Source organism: Pseudomonas syringae (assembly GCF_002157375.1).
GTDB lineage: Bacteria > Pseudomonadota > Gammaproteobacteria > Pseudomonadales > Pseudomonadaceae > Aquipseudomonas > Aquipseudomonas syringae_T.
This window is the reverse complement of record NZ_MTSA01000001.1, coordinates 356,003-370,208: the sequence shown is the minus strand read 5'-3', so window position 1 is coordinate 370,208 and position 14,206 is coordinate 356,003. Positions and strand designations below refer to the sequence as shown.

The following is a 14,206-nucleotide window of genomic DNA, read 5'->3' as shown; positions in this document are numbered from 1 at the left end:
GCATGCACTAAGGATAATGAGAGGAGATTATCATCCTTAAAGGCACACTAGTGGCACAAACCGCAGTGCCGGATTAAATGCAGGGGCACCGCGCAGCACGGGATCCACACTCGGAACAGCCGACAATCAGCCGTCAGCGCGTTACTCGCCGATGTCTTCGTTCCACAGCTCAGGCTTGTCGGTAATGAAGTCCCGCATCATGTGCCGGCACTCAGCGTTATCAAGCACATCGATCTGCACACCGCGTGAACGCAGCAGCGCTTCCTCGCCCATGAAGGACTGGTTCTCGCCGATAATCACCTTGCGAATGCCGTAAAGCAGGATCGCGCCACTGCACATGGCGCAAGGTGACAGCGTTGTGTAAAGCACCGCCTCGCGGTACACGCTGGCCGGCTGGCGACCGGCATTTTCCAGCGCGTCCATTTCTCCGTGCAAGGTAGGGCTGGCTTTTTGCACACGACGATTGCGGCCACGACCGATGATCTTGCCGTTATGGACGATGACCGAGCCGATGGGAATCCCCCCCTCTTTCTGCCCGAGCTGCGCTTCGTCGAATGCAGCCTGCATGAATGCGTCCATGATGTTGCCTCGTGTCGTTGAGTAGGTATCAGTGTTGCAGTGTCATTTGAGCATTGCCCAGCGCACGTGCCACGAATTGTTCCAGCAGTTCAGAGGAGCGGGCCTTCATGTCGGCGCTGACCCGAGCGTTCCTGGCCCTGAACCGGCTTGCCAGTGTGGATGACCCTTCGCCCTGATTGAGCGAGCGCAATTCTTCGGCCGTGAACGAATGCGCATAGGACGCTGCGAGGTTGCGATCCCACTGGACCTGATAATCAGGCTGCAGATCCTGCAGTTCCTTTTGCACCAGCGTCTGGGCCTCGATCTTGCCAACGGCTTTCACGATACCGGCAAACGCGACCGTACGCGAGGCGACCTGATAACCCAGCCAGGCCAGACCCTCGCCAAGGTTTCGCTCCTCGACCAATGCCAGCGCCGTGTCGTCGACCTCCTCGGCGCCTGCCGGTTGCAGAGCGTCCAGGCCCAGGCAGGCAATCATCAGCACAAGACCTGCCCACATCCTGCGCGAGCCCTGGATATGATCAGTCATGACCCCTCCCACGCATTGATTGACTGAACCCTGAACCTATCAGCTCGACAAGGCTTTACCACTGAACACGTCGCATAACGGCCATGAGTGACGCTATCAGCTATGCCTGACCTCATCTGCCCCGGTCAGCGGCTTACAAACCACTGCTGACGCGGGCCGCCACATCGGCCGGCAGCCAGGCTTTCCAGACCTCGGGGTGCTGCTCGAGAAACGCCTTGGCGACCACGCGTGGGTCCTGGTGTTTTTCGCTCATTTCACCCAGTGTCCGGTTGAGCAGGTCAATGGGGAAATCCACGCGTTTGAAGAAGCTCACCAGTTCCGGATACTGCTTGCTGAACGCTGCGGACACACCGATAGAAAGCGTGGCTTCCAGTGAGGCCGAGCCGCGCGGGTTCGGATCACTGGCGTCGGTCAGGGTTTTCCAGGCATCGGCGTTGAACGGTGGCTCGTCGAGCTTGATCAATTTGTAGCTGCCCAGCAGCGGGGTCGGCGACCAGTAGTAGAACAGCACCGGCTTGCCGCGGCGAATGGCGGATCCGACCTCGGCATCCAGTGCGGCGCCCGAGCCTGTACGAAAGTTGACGAAGCTGTCGTTCAACCCATAGGCCTTGAGCTTCTGGGTATTGACGATCTCGGAGGTCCAGCCGCTCGGGCTGTTGAGGAAACGCCCCTTGTCTGGCGACTCGGGGTCTTTGAACACATCTTTGTAACGAACCAGATCAGTCACCGACTTCAGGTCAGGTGCCATAGGCTTGATGCCTTTGGCGGCATCCCCCTTGATCACGTATTCAGGCACCCACCAGCCTTCAGTCGCGCCTTTGACGATGTTACCCAGCCCGATTACCTTGCCGTCGGCCTCGGCCTTGACCCACACCGGGCTGCGTCCGGTCCATTCTTCGGCGATCACTTGAATATCATTTTTGGCCAGCGCGGTTTCCAGGCTGACCGTGCTGCCGGGCAATGTATCGGTCGGGTAGCCGTAGCCCTTTTCGACCAGGGTGCGCAAGACTTCAGTAATCAGACTGCCACTTTCCCAGGTCAACGCACCGAACTGGATCGGCGTGGTTTTTTCAGCCGCCATCGCGGGCGGCCCGAACAATCCCAGCGCCAGAAGTGAACAACCCAGCAGTCGTGTTATTGATCTCATGCTCACCTCGAATGGCGCGGAAAGAAAAAAGTGTGGTCAAGGCTATCGACATCGACGCGTTGCCATTAGTTGTAGCAACGTGGACCTCTGTATGATCCACGGCCATTATTCCGTGCCGGCGAGCCCGCTTGCGATGTCCGACATCCAGTTTTCCCTGTTGCCCGATGTGTGCCGCCCGCTGCTGGGCAAGTTCTATCGCGAACACCAGTCCTCAATGCGCGCGGCCAGCAAAGGGCCTGTCTGGGTGGCGAAGCAGGATGAAATCATCGGTGCCTTATGCCTGTCGCCCGTGGCGGAGGGCCATTGGCTGACCGGGCTGTTTGTCGCACCTGCGCATCGCGGCAAATCAGTAGCACAACGCTTGATCGATGCTGCGCTGCTGCCACTGTCAGGACCTGTCTGGCTGTTCTGTCATCCCGACTTGCTGGGTTTTTATCAGCTCGCCGGGTTTGATACGGCGCAACGCCTGCCACAGGCGCTCGGCGAGCGCTTGATGCGCTACAGCCGCAGCAAGCCGTTGATCGCGCTGTCTCGGGAAGCTTAGCGGACGGAGGGAAACGGGGGCCTGTCATTCATCCGCATTGGGGTCCATGTCCGGAAACATCACGTCCATGAAGCCGAATTTGCTGAAATCGGTGATTCGCGAGGGGTACAGACGACCGATCAGGTGATCGCATTCGTGCTGGACAACCCGCGCATGAAAGCCATGAGCAACACGCTCGATGGGCTGGCCAGCCGGGTCAAACCCTTCATAACGAATGCTTTGATAACGATCAACCATGCCCCGCAACCCCGGCACGGACAGGCAGCCTTCCCAGCCTTCTTCCAGGTTTGGCGACAACGGGGTGATCAGAGGATTGAGCAGAATGGTCTGGGGCACAGCCTCGGCTTGCGGATAGCGCTCACTGCGCTCGAAGCCGAAGATCACCAGTTGCAGGTCGATGCCGATCTGCGGTGCGGCCAGGCCGACGCCCCCCACGCTGTGCATGGTTTCGAACATGTCGGCAATCAGCGTTTCGAGTTCGCTGCTGCCGAACATCTCTATGGGAACGGGCGGAGCAATGCGCAACAGACGCTCATCGCCCATCTTGAGAATGTTACGGATCATGGCTGCCAGCCCTTCGAATAAAAAGCGATCTTGCCACAGATGGCCATCAGGTTTCGTCAGCCTTCGGCAGCGGCACGGAATGATCACGACCCAGTCCGGAAACATGCTGTTTGCCGCCGGCCTCATTCTGCTCGTCGCCCAGACCGTCGCCCGGCTCTTTCTCGCCCGCTTCCTTGCCTTCTGCGGACATGTGCTCGATCACGGCATTCATTTCTGCCCCTAACAACAGCACGGCGGCAGAAATATAAAAGTACAACAACAGCACGATGATCGCGCCGATGCTGCCGTACATGGCGTTGTAATCGGCAAAGGTCTTGACGTAGAAACCAAACGCCAGCGACGCCACGATCCACACCACGACGGCCAACACCGAACCGGGCGTGATGAAGCGAAACTCCTGTTTGACGTCAGGCATCACGTAGTAGATCAGCGCCACCGCGACCATTAACAAGATGATGATCGCGGGCCAGCGCAGGATGGTCCACAGCGTCACGATGAACTCTTCCATGCCGACTTGCGCAGCGATCCAGTTCATCACCTGAGGCCCGAGCACCATGAACGCCGCAGCCGCCAGCAACATGCCGGCAATGCCCACGGTGTACAGGATCGACAACGGGAAACGCTTCCAGATGGGGCGCCCTTCAACCACGTCGTAGGCCGCGTTCATGGCGCTCATCATCAGGCGAACGCCCGCCGATGCGGTCCATAACGCGATCACGATACCGATCGACAGCAAACCGCCCTTGGATTGCTGTAACTGATCAATGACCGGGTTGACCTGCTCGAGCGCCTGAGGCGGTAGCAGGAACTCGGATTGCAGGCGCAGCCAGGAGAAGAAGTCCGGCAGGTGCAAAAAGCCGATCAGCGCAATCAGAAACAGCAAAAACGGGAACAAAGAAAACAGCATCTGATACGCCAGCGCAGAGGCGTAGGTGGACATCTCGTCGTCAAGAAACTCGTTGACGGTGCGCACCAGCACTTTACCGACTGGCAGTTGACGCAAATGGGGGAAAATCATGGCGTTTCCTCTTGCTCCCTAACTGGAACACCGTACATCCTGAAGACCGGCATTTTCTGCATCGCGTGGCCCTGTCATTGCAAGGTTATACGCGAATACCGATGGCACATTGACTGGGCAGGTCGTGAAAGGTTTCAGTTCCGCAAGGCAGAAAGCATAACGGCCATCCGTGGATGACCGTTACAGGTGCTGCTGACTCCCGACCCTAAGGTGACGGGAACACTCCGTTTACACCTTGTCGACGCCTTTCTTGACAGCGTCTTTCACTTCGCCTTTAGCCTGCTGGCCTTCGCCTTTCAGCTCTTGCGCCTTGCCTTCAGCCCTCAATTTCGTGTTATCGGTAGCCTTGCCAACAGCCTGTTTGACGTTACCAACGGCTTCGTTGGCCATGCCTTTGACTTTATCGCTGGTGCTGCTCATCGAAAATCTCCTGGGTCTGAAGACCACACTGGAATCGGATGTCGTACTCGACAATAAGATTGACCTGCGCCAAGAACGAAGAGTTTCAAGATTTTTTTTGCGCCACAGTACCATTGGTCTGCTGGACGACGAGCTGCCATTCGAGCAGTGAAATGAGCCAGGGCCAGACTTTGTGCGAGAATGCGCGGCACCGTTGTCCGGCAAGGCCGACACGCTGAACAATCCGATTCTCAGGAACGCTATGAAACTCGATAAAAAACTGGCCATTGCACGCAGAAACCAGGCTCTGGGCGGCGCAGTGCTCGGCGTCAACAACACCCATTTCGCGGTGCTCGACCCCAAACGTAATATCTGGTGGTTCGACCTGCCGGTCCCGCGCCTGCAAGTGGGCCAGTACGAATGGCTGCACCTGCTGCTGCACACTCCGGACACCGACCAGTTGCTGCACCTGAAAGTGACCACCGTGTTCATGCGTGATCACATGGAAGGCCTGGAAGTGCGCAACGCTGACAAGCGCAAGCCGACCGTCAGCCTTGAGCTGAGCGCCGACAAGGACTCGTTCCTGAAAGACATGCGCCCCAAAGGCAGCAACCTGAGTTTTGCCGGCTTTTTGCAGAACTAGCCTGTCGGTTGCAGCACAGCGTTCGCGGATGAGCGTTGCCCTTCAGTGACGCTCATCGTTGCAGGCAGCTTTCAAGTTGCAGGCAGTTTTCATGTAAAGCGTCGTACCGCCAGGTACCCCGCCGTACCGGCCAGCGCCGACACGACCGTGCCCCAGGCCAGGTCGATCAGCGCCAGCTGCGCAGGCCAGCCCTGCAACGTGGCCCAGTTGGTCAGATCATAGGTGCCGTAGGCAACCAGCCCCAGCAGCCCGCTGAACAAGGTCGCGCGGCTCAACCGTTGCTCCCTCACCGCGGGCAGCACGCCGAACACCACCACTCCCGCGCCATAAAGCAGATAAAACGCTATCGCAGGCCCCATCACCGGTGTCGCCAGCATCAGCGGTCCGAGCCATTCCCGGTAGGTCGGCCCCATGAGCACGCCGAGCCACAAACCGTCGAGGATCAGAAACGCCAGCAATGTGCCGATGTACGCCGTCAGTATTTTTTTCATGGGACGTCCTTGGTCGAATGTCGGGCCAGGAAAGACCCGTATGAAGGTATGACCTTCATCGCTTGCAAGAATGCGGACGGCTTGAGGTGCATTTTGCAGAAAGCGCTAATGGGGCTTTTGACTATCGTGCCGACGCTCTGCGTCGGCATGCAGTTCGTGACGCTCTGCGTCACACGGCGGTTCTGCGAAATCAGATGGGTTGAAGTTCGACTCGGGTCACCTTTTCGCCCCTCCTGACTATCGTGCCGACGCTCTGCGTCGGCATGCAGTTCATGACGCTCTGCGTCACACGGCGGCTCTGCGATGTCAGATGGGTTGAAGTTCGACTCGGGTCACCTTTTCGCCCCTCCTGACTATCGTGCCGACGCTCTGCGTCGGCATGCAGTTCATGACGCTCTGCGTCACACAGCGGTGCTGCGATGTCAGTTGGGTTGGGGTTCGACTCAGGTCACCTTTTCGCCCCTCGGCGAGTTACTTTGATGGGGCCAAAGTAACCAAAGCCCCTGGCTCCGTTTCCGGCCCGACTTCGTCGGGTTCCTTCGTCCTGACACTGATCCGGGGGTCGCCGCAACGGGCCATCCATGGCCCGGTGCGGCTAGCCTGGCGTCCTGCCAGGCTACCCCCGGATCAGCGCCAGGACTCAGCCGTCACTTACGTCGCACTCTGCGTCGTCAGTGCCATTGCGGTTGAAAAGCACTTGTGCGGCAGGAGCTGCGGTTTTGACTATCATACCCACGCTCCGCGTGGGCATGCAGTTCGTGACGCTCTGCGTCACACGGCAGTGCTGCGATGTCGGTTAGATGACTATCGTTCCAACGCTCCGCGTGGGAATGCAGTTCTTGACGCTCTGCGTCACACGGCGGTGCTGCGAAATCAGATGGGTTGGGGTTCGACTCAGGTCACCTTTTCGCCCCTCGGCGTCGTCAGGGCCATCGCGATAAAAAAGCGCTTTCGTTTATGTGCAGTGACGATGAGCAGGGCATCACATTGCGTTGCAGCATAGGTTACAACCCTTAGCGCACAGCCGCGGCGCTCAGATGTCGAGCCAGGGCGATGTATCAGACCAGGTCGATACGGTCAGCGTGAATCACGATCTGGCCCTGTTTGTACAACGCGCCAATGGCTTTCTTGAAATTGCCTTTGCTGACGCCAAACAGACCGCTGATGACCTGCGGATCGCTCTTGTCGCTGACAGGCAGGGTGCCGTTGTTTTCGCGCAGTTTGGAGAGGATCTTCGAATTGAGGCTGCTTGCCGCTTCGGCCCCTACTGGCTGCAGGCTCAGGCTGATGTTGCCGTCGGCGCGGATTTCCTTGATGAAACCCTTTTCCTGCTTGCCGGCGCGCATGAACTTGAACACTTCGTTCTTGTGAATCAGGCCCCAGTGCTTGTTGTTGATGATCGCCTTGAAACCCATGTCGGTCGCTTCGGCCACCAGCAGATCGACTTCCTGCCCGACGCTGTAGTTTGCTGGCGTCTTGTCCAGATAGCGGTCCAGACGCGCGGTGGCGGTGATGCGGCGGGTGTGCTTGTCGAGGTAGACGTGAACCACGCAGTACTCGCCCGCCTGCAAGGTACGCTTCTCTTCGGAATAAGGCAGCAACAGGTCCTTGGGCAGGCCCCAGTCCAGAAACACGCCGATGCTGTTGACTTCGACCACCTTGAGGCTGGCGAACTCACCCACCTGCACCTTGGGCTTTTCAGTGGTTGCGATCAGCTTGTCTTCGCTGTCCAGATAGATGAACACATTGAGCCAGTCTTCATCTTCGGTGGGAACATCCTTGGGGATGTACCGATTGGGCAGAAGGATTTCACCGTCCTGCGCCCCGTCCAGGTACAGACCGAAGTTCGTGTGCTTGACGATTTGCAAGCTGTTGTAGCGCCCGATTAAAGCCATTTCCAGATACCCTCATTACGTGGGCGGCATTCTACCCGACTTTGTGTCCGGGTTCGCCTTGTGTCACCGCAGGCGCACGTGCATCATCCGCTCGTCAGTTTCCCGGTCATGCGCAGCCTGGCCGGTAGCGCGCCGCCCACACGAGGCACCTGAAAACTGTTATTTAAAACAGATATTTAGCGCGCCCCATCTGCAAAACTGCGCTCGCCGCGCGTTTATATGTCACTCGGCAGGTGCCATATTTGCCAAGCAACCGTCATGTATTTCCTGTATTCTGGCTGGCCGTATTACGTTTATGAAGGTAAATGGCAGCCATGCGTATCAAAGCATCCCACTCGAAAGCCAAACCAGCCCCAGCCGTTGAAACGAGCGACTCGATCAACGCGCAGATCGCGGCTTTCCTGAAGTCCGGCGGCGAAATTCAGCAAATTGCCAAAGGCGTGAGTGGCCAGACCTTCGCACCGTCCAAGCAGATCAATCTCGGTAAAAAATAAATCGCGCTCTGCCTGTCGATCTCTATGCGCCTTGACGCTCAAGGCGCTAGATTGACCATCCTTCGCTGGATATTCTTCCGGTCACGCTGCTACTCTCTCCTCTGATATCACTATGACCACGAGCTGGTTCACGCTCTGGAAGTTGTCTCCTTGTGGAATGCTCGAATGAAGAACTGGATGCTTTTCGGCGCACTTATCTACCTTGGCGGCTGCGCATCGCACCCGTGCGAAAACGGCTCCAGCAACGGACAGACGGCTGATGACAACTGCCGGGCCGAGCACTTGCTGTACCAGAACGACATGCTCCAGGCCAAATTGCTGATCAGCGAAGACAACCGCGAAAACTACGAACTGGCCGAGGCGATCCTGCGCCGTGCCGGGGTTGATGACGCGTCGGGTGAAGCCGAGTTCTATCAGGCCGTGCTGCTGATTCGTCAGCAGGCCGATCAAAAACAGATCATCCAGTTGCTGGAAACGGCAGCCAATAATCGGCATCCACTGGCCATCGCGCTGCTCTCCCAGCAGCTCAGCGTGAGCGATCCGAAGCAGGCCGAGCATTATCGAGCCGAGTACGCCCAGCTGGACGTTGCCAAGAGCGGCTACCCCTCGTTTGATCAGGCGCTGGTGGTGATTCGTGGCCTGGTGATTCCTCCGTCCCATACCGTTACCGCCAACCGATAACCTGCGATCTGACGAACGGTTTTTCCGGACGGTATTTCAACGGTATCCTTGCAGCGCTCTAGCTCGCGGCTTGTGTCGGCTCCTGAGCCATTTTGATACGCCATTCCTGACCACACTCCTCGCCTATCAGGGAGTGAGCCATGCTCAGCCATCGCTTACACGTGCTGTCCTTCAGCGCCTTGCTTGCCTGTCAATCCGCCTCTGCCCAGGTCATGGAGCGGGATTGGGGAGCTTTCGACCTGAAATTGGCGACCACGCCCACACGCAGCATGGCGCAAGGTCTGGTAACGCCCAGCGGCAGTTCGGATTCGTTCCACGGCGGGCTGGACCTGACCCACGAAAGCGGCTTCTACTTCGGCCAGTGGACCCCCAACATGGGCTTTGCCTCTGATTCGGGCATGGAGCTTGACTCGTACATGGGCTTCAAGAAGCCGTTCGACAACACGTTGGGCTATGAGCTGGGAATGATCCGCTACAGCTACCCGGACACCGACCAGGTTGACAGCCACGAGTTTTACGCCGGGCTGCGCATGCTCAACAGCCGAATCGGCGCCGCGTTCAGCAACGACGTCGGCAGCCGGGACAGCACCGTCTTTGTCGACCTTGGCGCCATCGAGCGACTGGGCGTGGGCGTGCGCATGCAGTACGCCAATCACCAGTTCGACATCCCCCAGGCGTCTACCGATGGCAGCCTGATCAGCGGCTTCAACGACTGGTCACTGAACCTCTCGCGGCCCTGGCTGGGCATCGACATGAACCTGATCTACAGCGGCTCAAGCCTGAGCGGTGGTGATTGCAGCGTCTACAGCGGTCACAACGCACGCTGCGACGGAACATTTACGCTCAAGGCCGTGCGTTCGTTCTTTTAATGGCCGAACCCGGTTGAACTGCCAGAGGCTAAACTCCTCTACTGCACGTCAGTACGCCAAGGAGTTGTCATGCCGTCTTTCTGCAAAGCCCTCATTACGCTGTTGATGACCGTGTCACTGCTTGCCGGATGCAATCAGGTCGGGCTGGCGTACCGCAATCTCGATGTGATCATTCCGTGGACGCTCAGCGACTATCTGGACATGAACTCGGAGCAGAAAGGCTGGCTCGATACCCGTCTCAAGGAACACTTGAGCTGGCATTGCAGCACCCAATTGCCCAGTTATCTGGCCTGGCTGGACAAGCTGGAGGACATGGTCAAGAACGATCAGGTGACCTACGAGGGGCTTGAAGCCCGCACTCGCGAAGCCAAAGAAGCGATAGCGAAAATCTCCCAGGAAATCACCCCGTCTGCGGTCGAGCTGCTTTCGCGCTTCGACGACAAGCAGGTGCAGGAGATGCAAGAGTCGTTTGCCAAGGACCAGCGCAAACGCGAAAACAAATACCTCGATCAACCGCTGGAACGCCAGATTGCCGAGCGCGCCGTGCGCATGGAAAAACGCCTGACACCGTGGATCGGCAAACTGAGCCAGGCGCAGGAAGACCGGATTCAGGCATGGTCTGCTTCGCTGGGCGAACAGAACAAAGCCTGGATCGACAACCGCACACGCTGGCAGAACCTGTTTCTGGCCACTGTTCAACAACGGCAAGCCGCCGACTTCCCTCAGCGCATCGCCGCCCTGCTGCAGGACCGCGAGACTTTCTGGACGCCCGAGTATCGCAAGGCGTATGACCAGGCCGAGAAGGCCGCTATATCGCTGATTGTCGACATCACCGCGATGAGCACACCGGAACAGCGCACCCGCTTGTTGAGCCGTATCGCCGACATGCGCAAGGACTTCACCGAACTGGATTGCCTGAAGTCGCAGAAGTAAGCTGACAGCCCCGTTTTCTTGCGCATGCCCTGCGTCCGGTGCTGAGTGCGCGGTACGGCGCAGAATTGTGACGCAGAGCGTTATCCCGTGCATTCCCACGCGCAACGTGAGGAACGGTCAGCCACTGGCGTACCCACGCTCTGCGTGGGCATGCCGTTCTGGACGCTCTGCGTCCTGCCCTGAATCGACGGGCAGGGTGTCGGCGGTCTTAGGCGATCTGTGGCTTTTTGGCGATAGTGTCGAAGAGCACAGGGTCAAGCGGGTCGCCTGCCTGCTCATTGAGTACCTGACGTGGGTGATCATTTCCCGGAATACTGCTGTCGATCAAAGACAGCAGGCTTGCGCCGCGCTTCGTCAGCATATACGTCGAACCATATCCGCCTTCTTCGCGAGGAAGAGGTTCGATGTAGCTGCGATTCAGCAGCGTCTCGAATTCCGTGGAGGTCGATGGGGTGCCGTTGTTCTGCACCTCGTGCAACAGACGCTCGATAAGATCCCAGTTATAAGTCATTTTTCTAAACCTCCGTCCAGCATGGATTGACCGCCCATGACATCCAGCCACAGGCATACGACTCGAAGAATGTGACCTGCGAGGTGTATGACGGTTCAGAGAAGCTGGCGGACGGTGTAACGAGGCGTTGTCAGTACTGTAAGGATGTTGATCGCTCCCACCTGCGCGGGAGCGATCATGGCAATCACTCGGCGGCAGGGGCCGGTGTGCTGCGTTTTTTCAGAGGCGCCATGCCGTCCTGGCTGACCAGATCAGACTTGGGACGGTTCACGGTCTTGCGCTTGGTCGGGCCTTTGGCCGCTGTTTTCTTCTTGTCGCCCTTCACGTCGGTCTTTTTCTTCTTGACGCCTACCGCCTTGCCCGACGCCTTGACCTTCTTCGGCCCGCCGTAAGTGCCTTTGACTTCCTTGATGACGCGACGCTCGAAGCTCTGCTTGAGGTAGCGCTCTACGCTCGACATCAGGTTCCAGTCGCCATGGCAGATCAACGAGATCGCCAGACCGTCGCTGCCCGCACGGCCGGTACGACCGACGCGGTGGACGTAATCGTCGCCACTGCGTGGCATGTCGAAGTTGATCACCATGTCCAGACCTTCAACATCAAGGCCGCGCGCCGCTACATCGGTAGCGACCATGATCTTCGCGCCGCCCTGCTTCAGACGGTCGATGGCGGCCTTGCGGTCCTTCTGGTCCTTGTCGCCGTGCAGCACGAACGCCTTGTACTCCAACGCAACCAGACGGCCATACAGACGGTCGGCCATCGCCTTGGTGTTGGTGAAGATAATGGCTTTCTGGTAGGTCTCGTTGGCCAGCAGCCAGTTCAGCACCTGCTCTTTATGCACATTGTGGTCGGCGGTGATGATCTGGTGGCGTGTGCCGGAAGCCAGCTCGCTGACGCTGTTCACTTGCAGATGCTGTGGATCCTTGAGCACCTTGCCGATCATTTCCCGCAGGCCGGCACCACCGGTGGTTGCGGAGAACAGCATGGTCTGCTCGCGACCGGCGCACTCGCCCGCCAGACGCTCGACGTCTTCGGAGAACCCCATGTCGAGCATGCGGTCGGCTTCGTCCAGTACCAGCACTTCAACGTGCTTGAGGTCCAGGTTTCCGGCGTTGAGCTGCTCCAGCAGGCGACCCGGCGTACCGATGAGAATGTCCGGCACCTTGCGCAGCATGGCCGCCTGGACCTTGAAGTCCTCGCCGCCAGTGATCAGACCGGCCTTGACGAAGGTGAACTGGGAAAACCGCTCGACTTCCTTGAGGGTCTGCTGCGCCAGCTCGCGCGTCGGCAGCAGGATCACGGCGCGGATATCGACGCGAACCTTGGCCGGACCGATCAGACGGTTGAGGATCGGCAGCACAAAGGCGGCGGTCTTGCCGCTACCGGTTTGCGCCGTTACCCGCAGGTCGCGCCCTTGCAATGCCAGTGGAATGGCGGCCGCCTGCACAGGCGTAGGCTCGACAAATTTCAGCTCGGCCACAGCTTTAAGCAGGCGTTCGTGCAGGGCGAATTCGGAAAACACGGGTGCTACCTCGACGAAAAACAAAAATACAGCTGCATAGCGTAACGGTTTCGAGCGCCGGGGCCGAGTTTCTTTACTACAAACGGGCTATTTTGTTTGCGGCAGTGCTCATTAAAGGCGTTGTCGCCCCGTACTGAACGATGCCGGGGACTGGCAAGGTGTCCGTGAAATCACACATGTTCAGTGCAAAGATGCCTCTTCACGGGTATGGCAACAGGGCGTTGTGACCGTCAGGTTTGAAGTTGCGGAAGACTGAACATGAAGAAGGCCCTGCTGTTGCAGGGCCTTCTGAAGTGCTCGGAGTACCGGATGATTACTTCAGGTTCTTCTTGAAGAACTCACCCAGTTTGTCGAACGGGATGAGGTCAACGCGATCATAGAGGTCCACGTGTCCCGCGCCCGGCACGATAATCAATTGCTTGGGCTGACCGGCCAGTTTGTAGGCTTCCTCACTGAACTCCAGCGAGTGCGCCTCTGAACCGGCGATGAACAGCATCGGCCGTGGCGAGATGGTCTCGATGTCGTTGAATGGGTAGAAGTTCATGAACTTGACGTTGCTGGTCAGCGTCGGGTGAGTGGTCAGTTCAGGTGATTGACCTTCCGGCGTGAACTCGCCCCGAGGCGTGCGGTAGAAGTCATAGAACTCGCGCTCGATCGGGCCGGACTTTTCAGTCAGTTTGTGTACCGTACCGCTGGTGTAGGCCGTGTCGCCACCGCTGAACTCTACGTCACGCTGCTGCGCCGCCTGCTCGAGGGTTTTCTTGCGTTGCGCCAGGGTCTGCGAATGTTTCAGACCGTTGCGATTGGCAGCGCCCATGTCATACATGCTGACGGTGGCGATGGCTTTCATGCGCGGGTCAATCTTCGCGGCACTGATGACGAAACTGCCGCTGCCGCAGATGCCCAATACACCGATGCGGTGCTTGTCGACAAACGTCTGAGTACCGAGAAAGTCCACCGCAGCGCTGAAGTCCTCGGCGTAAATATCCGGCGAAACAGCATTACGCGGCAGGCCCTCACTTTCGCCCCAGAACGACAGGTCCAGCGACAGTGTCACGAAGCCCTGCTCGGCCAGTTTCTGGGCATAAAGATTGGCGCTTTGCTCCTTCACTGCCCCCATCGGGTGGCCGACGATGATTGCCGGGGCTTTGACAGTCGGGTTCGAGCCTTTGGGGATAAACAGGCTGCCCCCGACCTTCATCTTGTACTGGTTATTGAACAGCACTTTTTGCGCAATGACTTTGTCGCTGTTGTAAAAGTTATCGGCACCGTGGGACATGTCTGCTCCTATCGCAGAATACGAGCTTATTAAAAGCCCGAGCATCAACAGAAAACTTTTCATGAAGCCTTACCTCGTCAAGTGATTAACCCGCGTTTGTTGTCCACG

At 58.2% G+C, this 14,206-nt stretch carries 17 protein-coding genes; 6 read left to right on the top strand and 11 right to left on the bottom strand.

Annotated features, from left to right (window positions below; genetic code table 11):
• Positions 1-141: 141 nt before the first annotated feature.
• From BW686_RS01655 to BW686_RS01645, 3 genes are all read right to left on the bottom strand, one after another.
• Positions 142-579 carry a nucleoside deaminase gene (locus tag BW686_RS01655; RefSeq protein ID WP_084913911.1) on the bottom strand — a complete coding sequence of 146 codons (438 nt, stop codon included), beginning with the start codon at positions 577-579 and terminating at the stop codon, positions 142-144.
• Positions 580-607: 28 nt separating this feature from the next.
• The gene (locus BW686_RS01650; protein WP_084913910.1) at positions 608-1,108 is read right to left on the bottom strand and encodes a hypothetical protein; all 501 of its coding nucleotides are present in this window, start codon (positions 1,106-1,108) and stop codon (positions 608-610) included.
• Between the two features lie 133 nt (positions 1,109-1,241).
• Positions 1,242-2,255, bottom strand: a complete 1,014-nt coding sequence (locus BW686_RS01645; RefSeq protein WP_084913909.1) for an ABC transporter substrate-binding protein — start codon at positions 2,253-2,255, stop codon at positions 1,242-1,244.
• Between the two features lie 133 nt (positions 2,256-2,388).
• On the opposite strand from BW686_RS01645, the gene BW686_RS01640 reads away from it, so the two are divergent.
• Positions 2,389-2,799, top strand: a complete 411-nt coding sequence (locus tag BW686_RS01640) for a GNAT family N-acetyltransferase (protein ID WP_179149142.1) — start codon at positions 2,389-2,391, stop codon at positions 2,797-2,799.
• A 24-nt stretch (positions 2,800-2,823) separates the two neighbouring features.
• Here the strand turns inward: BW686_RS01640 and def are convergent, their stop codons facing one another.
• The 3 genes from def to BW686_RS01625 all read right to left on the bottom strand — a co-directional run bounded on the left by def (position 2,824) and on the right by BW686_RS01625 (position 4,801).
• Positions 2,824-3,363 carry a peptide deformylase gene (gene def, locus BW686_RS01635; RefSeq protein WP_084913972.1) on the bottom strand — a complete coding sequence of 180 codons (540 nt, stop codon included), beginning with the start codon at positions 3,361-3,363 and terminating at the stop codon, positions 2,824-2,826.
• A 46-nt stretch (positions 3,364-3,409) separates the two neighbouring features.
• A complete protein-coding gene (locus BW686_RS01630) occupies positions 3,410-4,381 on the bottom strand; it encodes a YihY/virulence factor BrkB family protein (RefSeq protein ID WP_084913907.1) in 972 nt (323 codons plus the stop codon).
• A gap of 228 nt (positions 4,382-4,609) precedes the next feature.
• Positions 4,610-4,801, bottom strand: coding sequence for a CsbD family protein (locus BW686_RS01625; protein ID WP_084913906.1), 192 nt, complete (start codon positions 4,799-4,801; stop codon positions 4,610-4,612).
• A gap of 241 nt (positions 4,802-5,042) precedes the next feature.
• Here BW686_RS01625 and BW686_RS01620 point away from each other — a divergent pair, with 241 nt between their 5' ends.
• Positions 5,043-5,423: a hypothetical protein gene (locus BW686_RS01620; protein ID WP_084913905.1), complete on the top strand. Its 381-nt coding sequence runs from the start codon at positions 5,043-5,045 to the stop codon at positions 5,421-5,423.
• 89 nt (positions 5,424-5,512) lie between these two features.
• On the opposite strand, the gene BW686_RS01615 is transcribed toward BW686_RS01620, so the two are convergent.
• Both BW686_RS01615 and BW686_RS01595 read right to left on the bottom strand, forming a co-directional pair.
• Positions 5,513-5,914, bottom strand: coding sequence for a DUF2177 family protein (locus BW686_RS01615; protein WP_084913904.1), 402 nt, complete (start codon positions 5,912-5,914; stop codon positions 5,513-5,515).
• Positions 5,915-6,972: 1,058 nt separating this feature from the next.
• A complete protein-coding gene (locus BW686_RS01595) occupies positions 6,973-7,809 on the bottom strand; it encodes a CvfB family protein (protein WP_084913902.1) in 837 nt (278 codons plus the stop codon).
• Between the two features lie 305 nt (positions 7,810-8,114).
• Here BW686_RS01595 and BW686_RS01590 point away from each other — a divergent pair, with 305 nt between their 5' ends.
• The 4 genes from BW686_RS01590 (at position 8,115) to BW686_RS01575 (ending at position 10,786) form a co-directional block, all read left to right on the top strand.
• The gene (locus BW686_RS01590) at positions 8,115-8,303 is read left to right on the top strand and encodes a hypothetical protein (RefSeq protein WP_002554403.1); all 189 of its coding nucleotides are present in this window, start codon (positions 8,115-8,117) and stop codon (positions 8,301-8,303) included.
• A 165-nt stretch (positions 8,304-8,468) separates the two neighbouring features.
• Entirely contained in the window at positions 8,469-8,984 is a 516-nt protein-coding gene (locus tag BW686_RS01585) for a hypothetical protein (RefSeq protein WP_084913901.1), read from the top strand.
• A gap of 140 nt (positions 8,985-9,124) precedes the next feature.
• On the top strand, positions 9,125-9,853 hold the full coding sequence (locus BW686_RS01580) for a TorF family putative porin (RefSeq protein ID WP_084913900.1): 729 nt from the start codon (positions 9,125-9,127) through the stop codon (positions 9,851-9,853).
• Positions 9,854-9,922: 69 nt separating this feature from the next.
• Positions 9,923-10,786: a DUF6279 family lipoprotein gene (locus BW686_RS01575; RefSeq protein WP_084913899.1), complete on the top strand. Its 864-nt coding sequence runs from the start codon at positions 9,923-9,925 to the stop codon at positions 10,784-10,786.
• 208 nt (positions 10,787-10,994) lie between these two features.
• On the opposite strand, the gene BW686_RS01570 is transcribed toward BW686_RS01575, so the two are convergent.
• The 3 genes from BW686_RS01570 to BW686_RS01555 all read right to left on the bottom strand — a co-directional run bounded on the left by BW686_RS01570 (position 10,995) and on the right by BW686_RS01555 (position 14,161).
• Entirely contained in the window at positions 10,995-11,297 is a 303-nt protein-coding gene (locus tag BW686_RS01570; protein WP_084913898.1) for a hypothetical protein, read from the bottom strand.
• Positions 11,298-11,481: 184 nt separating this feature from the next.
• Positions 11,482-12,819 carry a DEAD/DEAH box helicase gene (locus BW686_RS01565; RefSeq protein ID WP_084913897.1) on the bottom strand — a complete coding sequence of 446 codons (1,338 nt, stop codon included), beginning with the start codon at positions 12,817-12,819 and terminating at the stop codon, positions 11,482-11,484.
• A gap of 313 nt (positions 12,820-13,132) precedes the next feature.
• Positions 13,133-14,161, bottom strand: a complete 1,029-nt coding sequence (locus BW686_RS01555) for an alpha/beta hydrolase (protein ID WP_084913896.1) — start codon at positions 14,159-14,161, stop codon at positions 13,133-13,135.
• Between the last annotated feature and the right edge of the window lie 45 nt (positions 14,162-14,206).